Annotated in this window: 14 protein-coding genes; 11 read left to right on the top strand and 3 right to left on the bottom strand. The window is 68.5% G+C overall.

Annotation, left to right across the window (positions count from 1 at the left end; genetic code table 11):
* The first annotated feature begins 391 nt into the window (after positions 1-391).
* Both ACIBCT_RS38500 and ACIBCT_RS38495 read left to right on the top strand, forming a co-directional pair.
* Positions 392-928: a hypothetical protein gene (locus ACIBCT_RS38500; RefSeq protein WP_399196966.1), complete on the top strand. Its 537-nt coding sequence runs from the start codon at positions 392-394 to the stop codon at positions 926-928.
* Positions 929-946: 18 nt separating this feature from the next.
* Positions 947-1,969, top strand: a complete 1,023-nt coding sequence (locus ACIBCT_RS38495; RefSeq protein WP_399196965.1) for a peptidase — start codon at positions 947-949, stop codon at positions 1,967-1,969.
* 214 nt (positions 1,970-2,183) lie between these two features.
* Here ACIBCT_RS38495 and ACIBCT_RS38490 read toward each other — a convergent pair whose 3' ends face one another.
* Complete coding sequence (locus ACIBCT_RS38490) at positions 2,184-3,110, bottom strand: LysR substrate-binding domain-containing protein (RefSeq protein WP_399196964.1); 927 nt, start codon at positions 3,108-3,110, stop codon at positions 2,184-2,186.
* 116 nt (positions 3,111-3,226) lie between these two features.
* Here ACIBCT_RS38490 and ACIBCT_RS38485 point away from each other — a divergent pair, with 116 nt between their 5' ends.
* The 6 genes from ACIBCT_RS38485 (at position 3,227) to ACIBCT_RS38460 (ending at position 15,711) form a co-directional block, all read left to right on the top strand.
* Positions 3,227-4,408, top strand: a complete 1,182-nt coding sequence (locus ACIBCT_RS38485; RefSeq protein WP_399196963.1) for a diaminopropionate ammonia-lyase — start codon at positions 3,227-3,229, stop codon at positions 4,406-4,408.
* Between the two features lie 126 nt (positions 4,409-4,534).
* Positions 4,535-5,800, top strand: a complete 1,266-nt coding sequence (locus ACIBCT_RS38480) for a M20/M25/M40 family metallo-hydrolase (protein WP_399196962.1) — start codon at positions 4,535-4,537, stop codon at positions 5,798-5,800.
* A gap of 791 nt (positions 5,801-6,591) precedes the next feature.
* Complete coding sequence (locus ACIBCT_RS38475; RefSeq protein WP_399196961.1) at positions 6,592-8,607, top strand: beta-1,3-glucanase family protein; 2,016 nt, start codon at positions 6,592-6,594, stop codon at positions 8,605-8,607.
* 1,219 nt (positions 8,608-9,826) lie between these two features.
* The gene (locus ACIBCT_RS38470; RefSeq protein WP_399196960.1) at positions 9,827-9,967 is read left to right on the top strand and encodes a hypothetical protein; all 141 of its coding nucleotides are present in this window, start codon (positions 9,827-9,829) and stop codon (positions 9,965-9,967) included.
* A gap of 23 nt (positions 9,968-9,990) precedes the next feature.
* Positions 9,991-12,759, top strand: a complete 2,769-nt coding sequence (locus ACIBCT_RS38465) for an AbfB domain-containing protein (RefSeq protein ID WP_399196959.1) — start codon at positions 9,991-9,993, stop codon at positions 12,757-12,759.
* 117 nt (positions 12,760-12,876) lie between these two features.
* The gene (locus tag ACIBCT_RS38460) at positions 12,877-15,711 is read left to right on the top strand and encodes an RICIN domain-containing protein (protein ID WP_399196957.1); all 2,835 of its coding nucleotides are present in this window, start codon (positions 12,877-12,879) and stop codon (positions 15,709-15,711) included.
* A gap of 220 nt (positions 15,712-15,931) precedes the next feature.
* Here ACIBCT_RS38460 and ACIBCT_RS38455 read toward each other — a convergent pair whose 3' ends face one another.
* Positions 15,932-16,870 (bottom strand): GlxA family transcriptional regulator, encoded by a 939-nt coding sequence (locus ACIBCT_RS38455; protein WP_399196956.1) that lies wholly within the window; start codon positions 16,868-16,870, stop codon positions 15,932-15,934.
* A 201-nt stretch (positions 16,871-17,071) separates the two neighbouring features.
* Here ACIBCT_RS38455 and ACIBCT_RS38450 point away from each other — a divergent pair, with 201 nt between their 5' ends.
* On the top strand, positions 17,072-17,209 hold the full coding sequence (locus tag ACIBCT_RS38450) for a hypothetical protein (protein ID WP_399196955.1): 138 nt from the start codon (positions 17,072-17,074) through the stop codon (positions 17,207-17,209).
* A gap of 149 nt (positions 17,210-17,358) precedes the next feature.
* Positions 17,359-18,093, top strand: coding sequence for a DJ-1/PfpI family protein (locus ACIBCT_RS38445; RefSeq protein WP_399196953.1), 735 nt, complete (start codon positions 17,359-17,361; stop codon positions 18,091-18,093).
* Between the two features lie 286 nt (positions 18,094-18,379).
* On the opposite strand, the gene ACIBCT_RS38440 is transcribed toward ACIBCT_RS38445, so the two are convergent.
* On the bottom strand, positions 18,380-18,946 hold the full coding sequence (locus ACIBCT_RS38440) for a TetR family transcriptional regulator (protein WP_399196951.1): 567 nt from the start codon (positions 18,944-18,946) through the stop codon (positions 18,380-18,382).
* Positions 18,947-19,075: 129 nt separating this feature from the next.
* Here ACIBCT_RS38440 and ACIBCT_RS38435 point away from each other — a divergent pair, with 129 nt between their 5' ends.
* Entirely contained in the window at positions 19,076-20,020 is a 945-nt protein-coding gene (locus ACIBCT_RS38435) for an SDR family oxidoreductase (RefSeq protein ID WP_399196950.1), read from the top strand.
* Positions 20,021-20,242 lie beyond the last annotated feature (222 nt).

Genomic DNA, 20,242 nt, shown 5'->3' with positions numbered 1-20,242 from the left:
CGCCGGCAACACTCGATCGTCCGCCGGAGCGCGCTCTCGGCGGCAAGGCGCCCGCGTCCGGCCGGGAAGGTGTCGCAAAGTCTCGCGTCGGGGCGCGGGGGAGGGGGAAGGGCGGCGTCGGCGAGCATGCGGCTCACATGGATCCGCCCACCGGCGAGGAACGCCGCTGTGACCGTCGTCGGCCTTCCCGTGAGCTGCGCTCGTCACGGCCAGGGGCGAAAGAGAGCCGTCTCCCGGGAGGTTCGTCCGGAGTGGCGATGAGTGGCCCGACGCACTCCAATGGTTACTATCTGCTATGAGACTTGTCTCTATGTCAACATGGTTGGTCTCTTAGGACGGCCTTGTGGGCCATGCGCCGTTCCTCACACCTGTTCGAACATTGGAGCAAAAGATGCGCAGACCGCTTTCGGTGATCGCTGCGGCCATGTGCCTGGGCCTGGGCGCGGCGACCGCTCTGCCCGCCGCGCCCGCCCTGGCCGTGGACACCATCGTCACGTTTGCGATCGGGTCCGCCGGCATCACGATCAGCGCGCCGGGATCGGTGAACATTGGCACGGTGCCCTCCGGCGTTCCCAGCATCTCAGGACAGATCGGCCCGGTCACGGTGACCGACGAGCGCGGCACCCTGAACGGCTCCTGGACCGCGACCGTCACCGGCGAGAACTTCACCACCGGCGCAGGCACCGGCCCCGAGACCATCACCAACGGCAACCTCAACTACTCCCCCGGGCAGGCCACCTCCACGACGGGCACCGGCACCTTCACCCCCGGCCCCGGCGGCGTCATCAACGTGCCGCGCGTCGCGTTCACCGGCACCAACCTCTCCGGCAACAACACCGCCACCTGGGACCCGACGCTCACCGTGACGATCCCGAACACGACCGTCAGCGGAACCTACTCAGGCGTCATCACCCATTCGGTCGGCTGACCGAAACCGGCGACGATCATGACCCTTCGCACCATCGCTCTGGGGCTGCTGGTGGCCGCACTTCTCGGCCCCGTCGCCGCCACGTTCGACCGGCCCGCGTCGGCAGCAGGCCGGTCTTCCGGGGAGGGCATCGGGATCCGCCTGGCCGAAGCGCCCCTTCACGCGCGGGCCGACAGGCGAGCCTGGGTCTACATCGTCGACCACCTCAAGCCCGGCTCCGTCATCCGCCGGCGGTTCGAGGTGTTCAACACGACCGACTCCCCCAAAAATCTTTCGCTCTACCCGGCGGCCGCGCAGGTTCGCGACCGGAAGTTCCAGTTCGCCACCGGCCGTACCGCCAACGAGCTGTCCAGCTGGATCACCCTGAACCGACATGAGGTGACCCTGGCACCAGACGCCCGCTCGATGGTCACTGCGACCATCAAAGTGCCGCACGACGCTGCCCACGCGGAGCACTACGCGATGATCTGGGCCCAGGCGGCCAAGGCCATGCCACCGGGCGGCGGCATCGTCGAGGTCAACCGCGTCGGCATCAGAATCTATCTGTCCGTCGGAGGCGACAACCCCCCGGCATCGGACTTCACCATCGATTCGCTGACGGCTCAGCGCTCACCCAGCGGCCGGCAGATCGTCCTGGCACAGGTGCGCAATACCGGAGGCCGCGCACTCGACCTGAGCGGTGATCTGGAACTCACCACCCCCTCGGAAAAGCTGACCGCGGGCCCGTTCACGGTCCACACGGGCACGACGCTGGCTCCCGGCGATCTCGGATCCGTCATCGTTCCCCTCACCGAGCAGGTGCCCGACGGCCCCTGGCACGCCCACATACGCCTGCAGAGCGGGCTGACACAACGCACCGCCGAAGCAACCGTCCACTTCCCCGCCACCGGGACGGCCCAAGCGGTCAAGGCACAGATGGACACCGGCCACCACCCCATGACAGCGCTCCTGACCGGTGCCGTCCTCGCCGTCCTCGCCTTCCTGCTGATCCGGCGCAAACGCCGTTCACGCCGGACATGGAGAACCGCCTTAAACGCCTGAGATCTCGCGGGCGGCTCATCGCCGTCGATGCCCCGCGGCGTGCCGTCAGGCGGCCTATGGGGGTTCGGCGCCGACAGCGGGTGCGGCCCCTGACGTGTGAACGACAGGCAGAAAGGGTGTCGCTCGGAGCGCCTTTCGTCTCACGTGCGACTGGTCATACGTTCCCTGCCGGAACCTTCGGACACAAGGATCGAGGTGCGGGAGTGGAAGCGAATCAGCCGGGCGCCGTGCCACTGGCGTCCGTGGCCGCCTGCAGGAGCGCATGCCGGCACGCCTGGATGGCGGGGTGCCGGCTACGGCCGCGACGTACGGCGGTGAAGACGCGCCGGGTGTCCTGGCCACGTGGGAGCCGGCGCAAGGGGACGGCCGGAGGGCGCCCGTTCCAGACGAGACCGGGCAGGAGGGCGGTGGCGTACCCCTGCTCGACGAGGCGGAGGTGCAGCAACAGGTCGGCGGTCTCGAACCGGACGTCGGGTTCGAAACCGACGCTGCGGCAGAGGGTCATGGCCCAGCGCCGGGCGGCCGTGCCTTCGGGTTCCATGACCCAGGGCCGATCCGCGAGCGAGCGCAGTGCCGCTGCGGGACTGTGGGCGTCCGCACCACCTGCCTGGTCGGGCAGAGCGAGGTACAGGGGATCTTCGAGCAGGTCTTCCTGTTCGAGTTCGGCAGGGCGCGGGCTGGGGTCGCCCGGATACTCCTCGGCGATGACCACGTCGAAGTCGCGGGCGTGCAAGGCGGGCAGCGCCTTTTGCGGTTCCTGCTGGGTGACATGGACGCGCAGGTGCGGGTGGATGTCGCGAAGCAGGCCCAGTGCGGTCGGAACCAGGGTGAAGGCGGCCGTCTGGAAGGAGGCGATGCGCAAGGTGCCGGTCAGGTCGGTCAGGGATGTGGCGATGTCCGCCTCTGCCCGTTCGAGGCGTTCGAGGATCGCCTCGGTGTGAGCGACGAGAATCTCGGCCTGGGGCGTCAGCCGCACCCGTCGTCCGACCGGTTCCAGCAACTGGACGCCGACCTCCCCCTCCAACAAGGAGAGCTGCTGGGAGACAGAAGACGGCGCGTAGGACAGGGCGGTGGCGACGGCCGCCAGTGTGCCCCGGTGCTTGAGCTCGCGCAGCAGACGCAACCGGTGCAGGTCGAACATGGCACACCGCCCTCTGGACCGTCGTGGGGCGGCCACGAACCGATCGGTTTTTCCGATGATAGATGTTCGGAAACGTTCGCTGGACCGATCACAGGAGTACATCTCACACTGATGCCGTGTCCGAGAACGTCTCCTCTCTCCGTTCACCACCGTGGTTCGTCCGGCCCGGTGCCCGTGCCTGGAGGTGTGCGTCCGCACCCGCCGAGGTGCGCACCTTCCACGCCGCGCTGCCCGGCTACGCACCCACCCCGCTGATCGAGCTCCCGCCCTTGGCGGCGCAGTTGAGGGTCGGCCGGGTTTTCGTCAAGGACGAGTCGTGCCGTCTGGATCTGCCCGCGTTCAAGGTGCTGGGTGTCTCCTGGGCGGTTCACCGCGCCCTTGCCGGGCGCGTCGCGAGCGGCGGCCCGCTCACCCTGGTGAGCGCCACCGACGGCAACCACGGCCGGGCGGTGGCCCGCACGGCACGCCTGCTCGGGCAACGCGCCCGCGTCTTCGTCCCTAAGGGCGTTCATCCGCAGGCCGTCGCCGCCATAGCCGCCGAGCACGCGGAGGTCACCGAGATAACCGGAACCTACGACGACGCGGTACGCCTGGCGGCGACGGCGGCCGCCGCACCGGATGCGGTCCTGATCCAAGACACCGCCTGGCCGGGCTACGAGCAGATCCCCGGCTGGATCGTCGAAGGCTACTCCACCCTCTGCGCCGAGATCGACGAGCAGCTGACGGCCGAAGGAATCGAAGGCCCTGATCTTGTTGCGATCCCGGTAGGCGTGGGATCCCTGGCCCAGGCCGTCATCATCCACTACCGCAGCCGTCCGGGCGGGCGGGCTCCGGCGCTGCTGTCGGTCGAGCCCAAGGCGGCGGCCTGCGTCATCGAAAGTCTCACCCGCGGTGAACCCGTTAGCGTCACGACCGGCCAGACCATCATGGCCGGCCTGAACTGCGGCACCCCCTCCAGCATCGCCTGGTCCTACCTGCGCGACGGGCTGGACGCGGCCGTCACCGTCACCGACACCGACAGCGCCTGTGCCGTCGGCGACCTGGCCGCGCTCGGTGCCGCCTCGGGCCCATGCGGGGCCGCGGCGCTCGCCGGTGCCCGCGTCGTGCTCACCGGCGTCGGCGCCGACGAGGACCGTGAGCAACTGGGGCTCGGCTTGGCCTCGGTGGTCGTCTTGTTGAGCACCGAGGGCCCGGCCGCCAACCCGCACTCCACCTCGACCCCTGAGATTCGCCTGTCCACGGCACCCTCGCGTCACCCGATCGCACCCCCCTCTGCCGCTCTCCGACGCCGCCCATGACGCCCATGACGCCCATGAAGTCGCCGTACGCAGCCCCACAGCCATGGTCTTCGTTCGCGGCGAGTACGGCTGCCTCGGCCACACCCCCTGACCACTCCATCCCGAGTTGTGCGCACACGGATCTGCGTGACGACCACCGTCCTGTCGCGCCTTTGCGGCCAGAATCGACCGCTCTCAGTCGGTACGGCGGCAGAGAACTTCGAAAGGCCCTTCATGCTTCACAAGACTTTCGCGCCCCCGCCGGTTTCGGGCTCCCTGGACCCCACCCGCCTGTTGGCCCGGCTGGTCGCCATTGACTCCGTCAATCCCGACCTCGTACCCGGGGGAGCGGGCGAGGCCGCCATGGCCGACTTCTGCGGCCGGTGGCTGGCCGCCCGCGGTTTCGAGATCCACCGCCTGGAAAGACGCCCCGGCCGGCCGTCGCTGGTCGCGATCGCCCACGGTAGCGGCGGCGGCCGGTCGCTGATGCTCAACGGTCACCTCGACACGGTGGGGGTGGCCGACTACGCCGGTGACGCGCTCGCCCCGCAGATCCGTGACGGAAAGATGTTCGGCCGTGGCGCCTTCGACATGAAAGGCGGCATCGCGGCCATGATGTGTGCCGCCGCCCGCGCCACCGCAGGGGGCTCACTACGTGGCGACGTCATTCTCGCCTGTGTCGCCGACGAGGAGCACGCCAGCTCCGGCACGCAGGAAGTCCTGGAGTTCTTCACCGCCGACGCGGCGATCGTGACCGAGCCGAGCCAGCTCGAGATCACCCTCGCGCACAAGGGCTTCGCCTGGTTCGACGTGGAGATCCAAGGGCGCGCGGCACATGGCTCACGCCCCGAACTCGGCATCGACGCCATCGTCAAGGCCGGGCACTTCCTGATCGCTTTGGAAGCGGAAGGACGACGCCTCGCCCAGGGGCCCGCGCATCCGCTCCTCGGCGCCGGCACGATACACGCCTCCCTCATCCAGGGCGGCCAGGAGGCCTCCACCTATCCGGCCGTCTGCCGCATCACCTTGGAGCGGCGGACCGTCCCCGGCGAGAGCGCCGACGCCGTGGAGCGCGAGCTGAGCACCCTGCTCGATCATCTCACCGCCACGATCCCCGACTTCCGCTACCACCTGACCCGCGGGCTGTACCGAGATCCCTTCGAGGCCGATCCCGAGGCCCTGATCGTGCGGACCCTCATCCGTCACGCCGAGCAGGTCCTGGGACACCCGCCCCCGGTACGTGCCGAGCCGTTTTGGACCGACTGTGCTCTCCTGGATCGGGCGAGCATTCCCTGCCTGCTCTTCGGCGTTGACGGCGGGGGCGCTCACGCGGCCACCGAGTACGTCAATCTCGCCTCCCTGGACCGTCTCACCGACATTCTCGCCGCTACCGTTGCGGACTTCTGCCTTTGACCCTGGGGTCCACGTGACACGGAGGGCCGTCGACTCCAGGACGTGCCGGTAGGAAACGTGCCACCGGCCGTACAGGAGAAGGTGCAAACCGGCGATCTTGCATCGAGGTAGTCGAGACGAGTCCGGCGGGTCGATGCTCTGACGAGAGGCGAAACGGACATCAGCGCCGATGGGCGATGTCGGCAGGTGAAGTGATCTTCGGTCGGCTCGGTGACGCGTGCGGTGGTCCAAAGAAGGCACTCGCCGACTTCCATACCGCACCGCCCGCGATACCCGGACGGCTCCTTGAGGACAGGGGTTCGGGCACGGAGGGAGCGCAAGAAGTGAGAGCGCTTTCACGAAAGATTCTTTACAGAAGGCGGGACCCCTGTCAAGCCCCAAGAATTTGGTGAGGGCTCGCTTGGGCGAAAATCGTTCGAAGGGAGCGCTCCCACCGATCGCCCAGGCCCCTCGTCGAGCCGTCCCGGGCCTCTCGCCATCAGGTTTTCGCTGTTCAGCGAACTTATTCCCTGATGGTCGCGTTCCTGGACGACGTCGGCGGCTCGGAGCGGAGGAAGTCGTCACGCCAGTGCGAGCGGAGTCGTTCACATCTCATCACGGCTTCAAAACATGCAAGACACTCTATTGACATTTACGTCCCTATGCCCAAAATTTGCAGAGAGCGCTCTCTCGCCCGTTGGGTATCCCACGTGAGGTTTCTCCGCCCAGACAGCGACCCGCTCACCGGCCCCCATCCGATCCGATGACGAATCAGCCGGATGAGGCGCACACCCCCTGTTCAGGAGTTGCCGATGTCCTTAAGACCACAGTCCATCACCAGGAAGCTGCTCAGCTGGCTGTTCGCCCTTGCGGTCGCCCTACCGATGGCCGCCTTTGCAGCGGCCACCCCGGCGCACGCGGTTGGACCGGACCTGCTGCCGGTCACCGTGACCAACAACACCGGACGCAACGAGCCGGTCCACCTGTACGTCATCGGTCAAGACGTCCGGCCCGGCGGTCGGCTGGGATATGTGAACGGCAGCGGCGGGTTCTCCAACTGGCCGGCCGGCTCACAGCCGCCGTCCCCGGCGCCCGACGTGTCGATCCCCGGCCCCGGCAACGGCGCCAGCAAGACCATCTACTTCCCGCGCTTCCTGTCGGCCCGGGTGTACTTCTCCATCGGGGAGAAACTCAAGTTCTTCCTCACCCCGGACGGCCTGGTCCAGCCCGCGCCCTGGGCCGGCGGCGATCCCAACCGCGATATCCTCTTCGACTGGAGCGAGTTCACCTACAACGACGCCGGCCTGTGGCTCAACAGCTCCCAGGTCGACCAGTTCGCGATCCCGCACGGCGTCAGCGTGACCGGCAGTGACGGGGCGACCAAGCGGACCGGCGACGTGGTGAACAACGGCCGCGAGAACATCATCAACGCCATCAAGGCGCAGCCCGGCTGGGCGAACACCGTCTACACGCGGGGCGACGGGACGGTGCTACGGGTGCTGGCGCCCGGCAAGGCCGCCGACGGCGGGCAGTTCGACAGGAATTACCTGGCCCCGTACATCGACAGTGCCTGGAACGCCTACACCGGCAAGACCTTGACCGTCGTGCCGTTCCAGCATCAGCCCGACGTCAAGTACTTCGGCCGCACCTCCGGCAACGTCATGAACTTCACCGACGCCTCCGGACGCCAGGTGCACTCCATCAACAAGCCGAGCACCTCGGACGTGTGGGGCTGCGACGGCGCCCTGCACGCCCCCAACGACCTCGTCAAGGGCCCGATCGCGCGGTCGCTCTGCGCGGCGCTGAATCGCTCCACCCTCGGTACCATCGACACCCAGCCCAGCTACAACGCCGCCGACTTCTACCGCGGTCCGCTGACCAACCACTACTCGCGGATCATCCACGCCAACATGGTGGACGGCAAGGCGTACGGATTCGCCTTCGACGACGTCGGCGCCTTCGAGTCGCTGGTCCACGACGGCAACCCGCGCTCGGCCGCCATCACGCTCAGCCCGTTCGGCGCAGGTGGCCCTGGTGGTGGTTCCGGTGTGGGTTATCCGGTGGTCGGGCCGGGTGGTAAGTGCATGGACGTCGCCGGTGACGACAACGGTGGCAACGGTACGGCGGTGCAGTTGTGGGATTGTCAGTCCCAGGCCAAGGACCAGGAGTGGACGCTGCGCAACAACGGCACGCTGCAGACGCTGGGTAAGTGCCTGGACGTCGCCGGTGACGACAACGGTGGCAACGGCACGGTCGTGCAGTTGTGGGACTGTCAGTCCAACGCCAAGGACCAGCAGTGGCGCACGACGCCCAGCGGGACGCTGGTGAACGGCTTGGGACGGTGCCTGGACTCCCCGGGGGGTGCCAGCGGTAACGGTGCCCGCCTGCAGCTGTGGGACTGCAACGGCGCCCCGGCGCAGTCGTTCGTCTACAACGGCGGTTTCTCCAACATCATCGGCCCGGCCGGTAAGTGCGCGGACGTGGCAGGCGATGACAACGGCGCCAACGGCACGGCGGTACAGCTGTGGGACTGCCAGGACACCGCCCGTGACCAGAACTGGAAGTGGAACGGCTCCACGCTCACCACACTGGGCCGCTGCCTCGATGTCGCCGGTGACGACAACGGTGGCAACGGTGCGGTCGTGCAGTTGTGGGACTGCCAGCCCAACGCCAAGGACCAGCAGTGGCGCGCCACGCCCGAGGGGACGCTGGTGAACGTCGGCCTGGGACGGTGCCTGGACTCCCCGGGTGGTGCCAGCGGCAACGGCACCCGCCTGCAGATCTGGGACTGCAACGGCGCCCCGGCACAGTCCTTCCGCAAGTCCTGAGACGACAGCGCCTGGGTCCGCGACGCTCCGCCCCGGACCCAGGCGCCCCCGCCGGGCATCCGCCGCCCACCAGCGGGATCCCGTCCACATCGCGACGCTCGCTGGGGCGCGTTCGGTGAAGTGGCGGGTCGAGTTCATCCACCACGATGTGTCCGGTCGCACAGCCGGCGCGGGCAGGTCACTCCCGAGCGGCCGATCGCCGAGGCCGGAACGTCGCGCCAGGCCACACCGGTGCGCAGGATGGAGATGATGCCGGCCGGGGCCATGCGGTCTTCGACCGGCCGTCGCTCCCGAGGGCAACGTAGGGGTAGGGCGGCAGCGGCGGAGCGATGCGTTCCCACAGATCGTCGACAGTGAGGCCGGGGGAAGATGCGCCGCTGATCTTCCTTCAACGGCACGGTCGTCACCAACCGACACGCTGTTTCACTGTGAAACGAGCCGTTGGAGGCTGGAGCGTGATCGGGTTCGGTGGCCGACTCAAGCGGCGACCGGGAAACGGAGACGATCGGAAATTATCGATCCGTTTCGATCAGATTCAGTCATCAATCGTCTTGACTTCACGTCGGGTAAATGTAAAGTTTCTTTCAAGAGAGCGCTCTCACGTCTCGTCCACCCCCCACCCCCAAGGACCAGCCGTGAGATTCACCATGCTGAACAGCGTGGCAGTACTCGCCGCGCTTGTCGTCCCGCCTGCGAGCGCGCAGGCCGCCGCGGGGCCTGAACCTGGCTTCGACCCGTCCAGGGCGGTGACCGCCGGGCAGGCGAAGAGACGAGACCTCGGCCTGACCCCCGCGCCAGCCCGCGTCCGCCAAGCCCACGAAGGCGGGGCGGCCATCAGGTGTGCGGACGTCACCGGCCCGGACTGAGCACCGGCCTTCCCCGCAGCGTCCTCACCGAGCCGTCCGGACATCGCTGAGCCGTCCGGCCCGCCGCGCGCTGCCACGGCGCTTCGTGACGAACACGACCTGCGCTCACTTCAGGAACGCCATCTCCTCCTCATCGCCTCCGGTCCTCACGCCGGGGCTCATGCCGGGCCCCCACCTGGAGCCACGCCATGCTCTCTGTCCGAGCGCCGGCTGACGCCACAGCCGGCCTTCCCTCCCCCGCCGGACGCGGGTGGCCGACCTCGCCCCTCCGGCTGTCCGCGCCTTCCTTTGCCGACCGTCTCCGACTACACGCACCGCTTCCGGGACCCGGCCACCTGCGGGGGAGAGGGCTGGTGGAACCGGGATCGGACTCCATCCGGAACGTCGGCCGCGACACGCTGAACCGGATCGGCCGGCGGCGAGCCGGCGGCACCACCGACCGGCTCGACTGGCGCACCCAGGCCAGCGGGCCGGACGGACTCATCCCCGGCTAACCCCCACAACCCTTGGGATCACCATGCACCGTTCCCGCGCACCACTGGCGCGTATCCTGGCCGTCCTGACCGCCGTCCTCGTCGTCCTGGCCACCCTGGTCGTCGGCGCTCCCGGCGCGACCGCCGCCCCCTGGCAACCGAAGACACCACCCCTGACCACCCCGTGGACCAGCCAGGTGTCGCCGACCAACGCCCTGCCCGAATACCCCCGACCGCAGCTGGTGCGCCCCGACTGGCTCAACCTCAACGGGGTGTGGGAGTTCGCCGGCGCGCCGAACCTGAACTCCCCGCCGTTCAACCGGTCGCTGTCGGAGGGGGTGCTGGTGCCCTACCCCATCGAGTCCGCCCTTTCCGGTATCAAGCGCCACGAGGACACCATGTTCTACCGGCGCACGTTCACCGTGCCGTCCAACTGGAACGGGCGCCGGGTCAAGCTGAACTTCGGGGCCGTCACCTGGGAGTCCCTGGTCTGGGTGAACGGCACGCAGGTCGGCCGGCACACCGGCGGTTACGACGCCTTCTCCTTCGACATCACCTCCGCGCTGCGGCCGGGCACGAACGAGCTCATCGTCGGCGTGTCCTCCCCGATCGACGGCAGCACCTACCCGATCGGCAAGCAGCGGCGCGACCCGTCGGGCATCTGGTACACCGCGGCGTCCGGCATCTGGCAGACGGTGTGGCTGGAGCCGGTCAACGCCGCGCACATCACCCGGCTGGACACCACGCCCGACGTGCAGGCCGGTGTGCTCGACTTGGTCGTGCAGGGCTCGGGCCGCCAAGCCCGCGCCGAAGTGCTGAGCGGTGGCCAGGTCGTGGGATCGGCGACGGGCGCGGTCGGCTCGCACATCCGCGTCCCCGTGCCGGACGCCCGCCTGTGGTCGCCGAGCGACCCGTTCCTGTACGACCTGCGGGTCACGCTGCTGGGTGAGGGCGGGGGCGACGTCGTCACCGGGTACTTCGGCATGCGGTCGATCGGCAAGGCGATGGTCGGCGGCGTGCTCCGGCCGGTCCTCAACGGGAAGTTCGTGTTCCATCTCGGGACGCTGGATCAGGGGTACTGGCCGGACGGGGTCTACACCGCGCCGACGGACGAGGCCCTGCGCTTCGACCTGGAACGGCAAAAGGCCCTGGGCTTCAACATGGTGCGCAAGCACATCAAGGTCGAACCGGCCCGCTGGTTCTACTGGGCCGACCGGCTGGGCCTGATGGTCTGGCAGGATATGCCCTCGCTGGACTCCGTCGACGACACGCCGGAGCGCAGCCACGCCAACTTCGAGTCGGAGCTGCGCAGGATCGTCGACCAGCTCAAGGGCATCACGTCGATCGTGATGTGGGTGCCCTTCAACGAGGGCTGGGGCGAGTATGACAACGGGCGCATCGTCGACCTGGTCCGATCGATCGACCCGACTCGTCTGATCAACCACAACTCGGGGTCGAACTGCTGCGTGTCGGACCCGGAGCCGAGCAACGGCGATGTGATCGACGACCACTACTACCAGATGTCACCGGGGACCCGGTTGCCGACCGCCACGCGCGTTGCGGTGCTCGGTGAGTTCGGCGGGCTGGGCAGGCGCGTGGTGGGCCATGAGTACCAGCCCGGCGCCGGTTTCGCCTACGGCGACCTCTACCCGGACGAGAGGTCGCTGACCAACCGGTATGTGGAGATCACCAAGGAGGTGGGCCGGTTCGTCCACGGCCGTGGGCTGTCGGGGTCGGTGTACACCGAGCCCTACGATGTGGAGAACGAGGTCAACGGCTTCTACACCTATGACCGGCGCGTGCTGAAGATGACCGAGTCGCGCGTGCGCGAGGTCAACCAGCGGGTTCTGGCGATGGCGGCGGGCACCGAGGTGGGTCGCGGTGAGCCGGTGTCGCTGCGGGTGACCACGTCCGTGTACACCGACCGCTACCTGCGCCACGCCGACAGCCTGGCCCGTACCGACGTGATCGACGGCGGTAGCGGCGACGTTGCCAAGCAAGACGCCACCTTCTGGGCCCGTCCCGGCCTCGCCGACGCGACGTGCCTGTCGTTCGAGTCGCGTAACTTTCCCGGCGAGTTCCTGCGGCATTCCACCTGGAGGGTCCGCAGGGACCGCAACGACGGCAGCGCCACGTTCGCCGCGGACGCCACCTTCTGCGCCCGCGAAGGCCAGGGGGGAACGGCGCTGGAGTCCTACAACTACCGGGGCCACTTCATCCGCCACTTCAACGAACTGGTCTACATCGCCAGACAGGGCGGAGCAAACCCCTGGGACACCGGGACCGGTTTCGCCGCCGACACCACCTGGGCCGCCACCATCCCGCTGTGGCGCAGCGGGGCCGGCCTGCCACTGAACCAGGCGCGTTCCTTGCGCGTCACCACGCCCGGCCACACCAACCGCTACCTGCGCCACGCCGACAGCCTGGCCCGTACCGACGTCGTCGACGGCCAGAGCCCAAGCCTGCTGAAGGCCGACGCGACGTTCGTCGTGCGGCGCGGCCTGGCCGACCCGACCTGCTACTCCCTCGAATCGCGCAACCACCCCGGCCGCTACCTACGCCACTCCGCCTTCCGCGTCCGGCTCGACCCCTCCGAGGCCACCGACCTCTACCGCCGCGACGCGACCTTCTGCGCGCAACCGGGAGCGGCCGCCGGCAGCGTGCGTCTGGCCTCGATCAACGAGCTGGGCACGAACGTGCGGCACTACGCCGAGGAGGTCTGGGTCGCCTCCAGCGGCGGTCAGCACACCTACGACAACCCCGACATGTACGCGGAGGACACCAGCTGGGCCGTGGAGGCCCCCTGGGGGTAGGCGCAAGGCACCCACCGGCTCAGATCCACCGGAGGTGGCGGCGCCTCTTCCCGCCGCCACCCCCCGCTCCCTCACCCCCCACACCACCGAACAAGGATGAAACCAGGAGCCCCGAGCATGACCATCGACCGACGTGACCTGCTGAAGATCGGATTGACCGCCGCCGGCGGCCTGGTCACCACGATCTCCACCCCCCGGGCGGCCCAGGCGGCGCCCACGCCTCCCTACCTCGCCAACCGTGCCCCGCTGCAGCCCGCCGCCTTCCTTCGCCTGCCCCCGGGGGCCACCCGCCCCCACGGGTGGCTGGCCACCCAACTCCAGCGCCAGGTCGACGGGATGTGCGGGCGGTACGCGCAGGTGTCGCACTTCCTGCGCTACGACGACACCGGCTGGATCCGCAGCGAGCTCGGCGGCTGGGAGGAGGTGCCGTACTGGCTGCGCGGATACGTCGACATGGCCTATGTCAGCGCGGACCCGACCGCACTGAGCACCGCCAGGCGCTGGATCGACGGGGTGCTCGCCACCCAGGCCGGCGACGGCTTCTTCGGGCCCCGGACGCTGCGCACCTCGCTGAACGGGCACGCTGATCTATGGCCGCACATGCCGATGCTGCACGCGATCCGCTCCCACGCCGAGTACACCGACGACAGCCGCATCAACCCGTTCCTGCTCAAGTTCTTCGACTTCGTCAACCGCCAGCCCAACGGGGTGTTCCGGGACGGATGGGGGACGTGGCGGTGGGCCGACACCATCGACGTCATCCACTGGCTGTACAACCGCACCGGAGAGAGGTTCCTGATCGACCTGGTGCACAGGATCCACGCCAACTCGGCGAACTGGATGAACGGCCTGCCCAACCTTCACAACGTCAACATCGCCCAAGGCTTCCGCGAGCCCGCTCACTACTGGGTCTTCACCGGCGACACCGCTCATCGCAACGCGACCTACAACGTCTACGACACGGTGCAGAACACCTACGGGCAGTTCCCGGGCGGCGGGTTCGCCGGTGACGAGAACGCCCGCCCCGGCTTCGGCGACCCCCGGCAGGGCTTCGAGACCTGCGGCATCGTCGAGTACATGCAAAGCCACGAGATCCTCACCCGGATCACCGGGGATCCGGTGTGGTCCGACCGCACCGAGGAACTGGCGTTCAACATGCTGCCCGCGGCGCTGGACCCGCTCGGCCGTGCCATCCACTACATCACCTCCGCCAACAGCGTCGACCTCGACAACAGGCCGAAGACTCTGGGCCAGTTCCAAAACGGCTTCGCGATGCAGTCCTACCGGCCGGGCGTGGACCAGTACCGGTGCTGCCCGCACAACTACGGGACGGGCTGGCCCTACTACATCGAGGAGATGTGGCTGGCCACCCCGGACGGTGGCCTGTGCGCGTCGCTGTACGGACCGTGCGTCGTGACGGCGAAGGTCGCCGGCGGCTCGAGTGTGACGATCACCGAGTCGACCGGCTACCCCTTCGCCGACACCGTCACGCTTACCCTGCGACTTGGGACCCCGGTGTCCTTCCCCCTCGTGCTCCGCATCCCCGCCTGGTGCTCGGCACCGGAGGTGCGGGTCAACGAGGCGCCCGTGGCCGCCGCCGGGGGACCGCGGTTCGTCACGGTGCGGCGCACCTGGTCCAACGGCGACACCCTCACGCTGCGCCTGCCCATGCAGGTGCGCAAACGCGTTTGGCCGACGCAGCGCAACGCGGCGTCGATCCACTACGGGCCGCTCGGCATGTCCCTGCGCATCACCGAGAACTGGGTGCAAACAGGCGGCAGCGCGCAATGGCCCGAGTACGACGTGCACGCCGGGTCCGCGTGGAACTACGGCCTGCCGCCCAACACGTCATACAGCGTCTCGACGGGCGGGAACACCAACGATCCGTTCACCGTCGCCAACGCGCCCGTGCGCATCACGACGCAGGCGCAGCGCATCCCGCAGTGGCAGGCCGACAGCCAGAACGTGGTCACACCGCTGCAGGACGGTCCGGTCGCCGCGACGACCCCGATCGAGCAGGTCACCCTCATCCCGATGGGTGCCGCCCGGCTGCGCATCACCTCCTTCCCGCAGACCGGCGGGACCAAGCCGTGGCTGCCGGCCGGAGCGGCGTTTCGCCTGCAGAACCGCCACTCGGGCAAAGTCCTCGGAGTCGAGGGTATGTCCACCGACAACTCCGCCAACGTGGTGCAGTTCGACGACAACGGGACCGCCGACCACCTCTGGCGCATCGTCGACGCGGGCAACGGCACCGTCAAGGTCTACAACGTCCACTCCGGCAAGGTGCTGGCGGTGGAGAACTTGTCGAAGGACGACTCCGCGCGGATCCAGCAGTTCGACGACGTGGGCGCCCCGGACCACGTGTGGCGGCTCGTCGACACCGGCGATGGTTACCTGCGTCTCAGGAACGTCAACAGCGGCAAGGTGGTCGGTGTGGCGGGCATGTCGACCGGGAACTCCGCCCAGGTCGTGCAGCGCGACGACAACGGCACGGCCGACCGCGACTGGCGGCTTATCCCGGACGGCACGGTGAAGCTTCGCAACGTGAACTCCGGCAAGGTGCTGGCGGTGGAGAACATGTCGAAGGACAACTCCGCGCGTGTCCAGCAGTTCTCCGACGTCGGTACCCCCGACCACAAGTGGGAGTTCCTGCCCGACACCAACGGCTACTTCCGCATCCGCAACCAGTACTCGGGCAAGGTACTCGCCGTCGACGGCATGTCCACCGCCGACTCGGCCCAAGTCGTGCAGTTCGACGACAACGGCACCGCCGACCACCTGTGGCGCATCCGCGTGCTGCCGGACGGCGGCGGCGCCATGCGCATCCAAAACGCCCACAGCGGCAAGGTGCTCGCGGTTCACCATGCCTCCACCGACGACTCCGCCAACGTGGAGCAGTTCCAGGACAACGGCACACCGGACCACAACTGGATGGTCATCCCCGGCGCCTGACCGGCTCGGAGCCGTCCCACGCCGCCCCGCGTCCTCTCGGCGCCGCCCAGCGCCGAGAGGACGCGGGGCGACGTGGGGGGTTGTTCACACCCCCTCGGACAGGTCTGACGCGTCCGGCCGGGTCACCACCTGGGCGAAGGTCGGTAAGAACGCCAAGAGGATCACGGCCGTCGATCGACGGCACCGTCGCCAGGATCGCGAGAGAGGCGGATCCCAGCCTCTATTGGAAGGTGCGGCGGTAGGACCGGGGGGTGACACCGGTGACCCGTTTGAAGCGATCACGGAAAGCGGTGGGAGAACCGAACCCGACCTGGGCGGCGATGCGTTCGATGGAATGCTCAGTGGTTTCCAGCAGGTGCTGGGCCTGGCGGACACGGGCGCGATGCAGCCACTGCAGAGGTGTGGTGCCCGTCTGCTCGCGGAAGCGGCGCAGCAAGGTCCGGGTGCTCATGCCGGCGTACTGGGCGATCTCCTCAAGAGTGAGTTCGCGACCGCCATTGTCCTCCAGCCAGCGCAACAGAGGTTCCAGCTCGAAGCCCCGAGGCGCGGGCGGCTGTTCGTAGACGATGAACTGAGCCTGTCCTCCTTCTCGTTCCAGGGGCATGACGGACAGGCGCGCGGCGTCGGCGGCGATGGCCGACCCGTAGTCACCACGGACCATGTGCAGGCACAGGTCGAGTCCGGCGGCCGCGCCGGCGGAGGTGAGGAGCCGGCCGTTGTCGACGTAGAGGACGTTCGCGTCAACGTCGATGCGCGGGTATCGCCGGGCGAGCTCGGGAGCGACGAGCCAGTGGGTGGTGGCGCGCAGTCCGTCGAGGAGCCCCGCCTGGGCCAGGGGGAAGGTGCCCGTGCAGATGGAGGCCACTCTCGTGCCCGCAGCGCTCGCAGCGCGCAGGGCGTTCAGCACGCGATCGGGTACGGAGGCGAAGGGAGTGGCGGTGCCGGGCACGATGATGGTGTCGGCGTCGGCGAGCGCCTCCAGCCCCATACGGGCCTGAAGGGTGAACAGGCCAGCCTCGATGCAGGGGGTGGGAGCGCAGACGCGGACCCGGTAGGCGGGACGTTCGCCGGGCAACCGGCTGCGGCCGAAGACCTCCAGTGGCGTGGAGAGGTCGAAGGGGATGACGTTGTCCAAGGCGAGGACGGCCACGGTGTGCATGTCAATAATATAGGCGAACAACTAATTATCGCCAACGCGCTCACCAGCCGATATCACGTACCGTCATCACGTGAGACCTCTGAACGGCCTGGAGGCCCCTGGCGATATTCCGTTGAAAGTAGGCACTAATGCCAGTAGTGATCTCAAAAAGATCATTGTTAGTGTCGACGGTGATCGCACGGCACAGTTTCCTTGAGCTCCATGAACGGAAGAGCACTCATGGCCTCCATCGCTGAACGGTTGTGCCCGTCCGGGGCCGTCACCCTGCCACGGGCCGAAGCCACCACCCCGGTCTTCCTGCCGCTGGACACCGTCACCGCCTATGTCTCACAGGTTTGATCTGCGCTGGGCCACCGTACGGTCGCCTGCCTCTGGCCCGTGCCGGCCTGCCATCTCTGGAATACGCCCGCCGTACCCGTTCTCGATGCATCCCGCCAAAAGACAGCCCGGCTTCTGCGATGACCTCGCGGCCGAACCGAGGAGCTTGCATGACCGACACCGGTACTTCTCCCGCTCACCTACGCCCGCAAGTGGCGATGCTGCTCTATCCGGGTCTCACACTTCTGGACCTGTTCGGGCCGCACACTGTCTTCGCCCACACCATGGACGTGCACCTGGTCTGGAAGACGACGGATCCCGTCATCTCCGACACCGGCGTGGCCGTGCAGCCTACGACTACCCTGGGTGACTGTCCGGTGGACCTGGACGTGCTCTTCGTGCCCGGAGGAGCTGCCCAGGACAAAGTCGCCGCCGACGAAGAGGTTCTGACCTTCCTTGAAGACCGCGGCGCTCGTGCTCGCTACGTCACCGCGGTGTGCGGTGGATCGCTTGTCCTGGGCGCCGCCGGATTGCTACGCGGCTATCAGGCGGCGACCCACTGGAGCGGGCGCGATGTCCTGGCCCTGTTCGGAGCCGAGAACGTCAGCGAACGCGTGGTCATCGACCGCAACCGCATCACCGGCGGGGGCGTGACGGCCGGCCTGGACTTCGGTCTCGTCGTCCAGGCCGAATTGCTTGGCGAGGACGTCGCCAAATTCACCCAGCTCATCATGGAGTACGACCCCCGCCCGCCCTTCACGGCAGGCTCCCCGAAAGGTGCCGGGCCCGAGCTCACCGCTCAAGCACGCGCGTTCACCGAACCCATCAACACCTCCATGACCGCCATCGCAGAAGACCTCGCCACCCGAGGGTGGGGACGCGCCCGCCCCGTCGCCATCGTGTAAGCCGTTCGCCGAACGAAAGTCAGTGCGCCTGGGCGGGCGTTGAATCACCCGACCTATTAAGTGATGGCGAGTTGCGCCTCGGTCGGCGAGCGAGGCCGTTCCGTCTCGGTTCGCCGCCGGATGAGCTGGCGTCCACCTCGCCTGATGGCACGTCGGCTCGTTGCCGTGCCGGACACGTCGGCCGATGGTCTAGGCGCCGCCCGTACGTCAGGACGACAAGGACGACGAGGCGTTTGGTGCGGAGTTTCTCGATCTCCCGGAGTTCGAAGCGGCTGGGTATCGCCGGTCAGTGGCCCGCGATCACCGTCTCAAGTCCCGCGAACGACTCTCCGATGAACCATGACAGATCCTTCCCGTCGGCCTGCTCGATCCAGCGCGAGGATGCGATCTTGAAGACGGCGATGCCCACCTCCGCGGCGAGGCCCGCGGAGGCGTCGTCCACCCCGCGCTGCCGCAGCGCCCCGGCGAGTGCGGCCGACAGCGAGGCGAATTTGATCAGCTCGCGTTCGAGCAATTCGGGGGTGGCGGCGATGACGGCCTGGCGCCTGCGGACCAGTTCCCGGCGTTCCTCCAGCGGGACCGCGATGGCCTGGAAAGACGCCGCAACGACCTTCATCGGGGGGGCGGACCCGGGAGCGCGGGCGACCGCGTCCACGAGAAGCTCCTGCATCGCGCTCGAGCCCGCGAACAGCACCTCCCGTTTGTCCGCGTAATGCCGAAAGAACGTCCGTTCGGTCAGCCCCGCCCGTTCGGCGATCTCCGCCACCGAGGTCCGCTCGAAACCGCGCTCCAGGTAGAGCTCCAGTGCGGCTCGTTCGAGTCGGCCACGCCCGTCCGGCTCCCATCGCCCCATGTCCTGCATCGTACCCGATGACAGTTACTGACATCAGGTGCTACGGTGCAATGACAGTCGCTGACATCGTTCGGTCGTCCGTCATGCGTCATCGGCACGGGCGACCGGCTTTCACCGGGAGATCTGCTCATGCGCGTTTTCGTCACCGGGGCATCCGGCTGGATCGGCTCCGCACTCACCCCCGAACTCATCGGCGCGGGCCACCAGGTCGTCGCGCTCGCCCGCTCCGACGCCTCGGCCGCCGCCCTCGCCTCGGCCGGGGCCGAGGTGATCCGCGGCACGCTCGACGACCTCGATGTCCTGCACGACACGGCCGCTGCGTCGGACGGCGTGGTCCACCTCGCCTTCAAGCACGACCTCGCCTTCCAGGGCAGCTTTCAGAGCGCGGCCGACGCCGACCGCCGCGCCGTCGAGACGTTCGGGAAGGCGCTCGCCGGCTCCGCCCGCCCGTTCGTGCTCGCCAGCGGGTTGCTGTGGCTCACCTCGGGCCGAGTGAGCACCGAAGAGGACGGACGCGCGTCCGACTCGTCCTCCGCGCACACGGCCGAGGGGCCGGAGATCCGCATGAGCACCGCACGGCTCACCATCGGCCTCGCCGATCGGGGTGTCCGCTCCTGCGTGGTACGGCTCCCGCCGACCGTGCACGGAGAGGGAGACAACGGGTTCATGCCGGCCCTGATCGGCATCGCCCGCGCCAAGGGCGTCTCCGGCCACATCGGCGACGGCTCCCAGCGCTGGCCGGCCGCGCACCGGATCGACGCCGCACACCTCTTCCGGCTCGCCCTGGAGGGCGCACCGGCCGGATCGGTCCTGCACGCGGCCGCCGACCAGGGTGTGCCGATCCGCTCGATCGCCGAGATCGTCGGCCGTCACCTCGACCTGCCGGTCCGCTCCATCCCGGCCGACGCCGCCGCCGGGCACTTCGGCTGGCTGGCGGACTTCCTCTCGGTCGACAGCCCCGCCTCCAGCGACCTCACCCGCGAGCTGACGGGATGGCACCCGACCGGGCCGAGCCTGGTCGAGGACCTGGAGAAGGGGCACTACTTCCGCACCGACCGGCCCGCGCGGCCGTAGCCGTCCGGCCGCGCGGCGAGATCATGGCCGTTCGCACCCGGCCAGATCTCTTGGGTCCCGCCGGGTAGGGGTTCTTGCTGACCTCCTCATCGATGAGGGCTCCGCCCCAGGCGCACAAGGCGATCGGCTAGTGTCCTGCGCCGCAAATTCAAAGGGTAACTATTTCTATGATGGTTGGCTGGGCGGGTTGATCTTGGCGAGGTAGTCGGCGAGGGACTTGAG

It is taken from the genome of Streptosporangium sp. NPDC050855 (assembly GCF_044456585.1).
GTDB classification, from domain to species: Bacteria; Actinomycetota; Actinomycetes; order Streptosporangiales; family Streptosporangiaceae; genus Streptosporangium; species Streptosporangium longisporum.
This window is presented reverse-complemented; position numbering and strand designations above follow the sequence as displayed.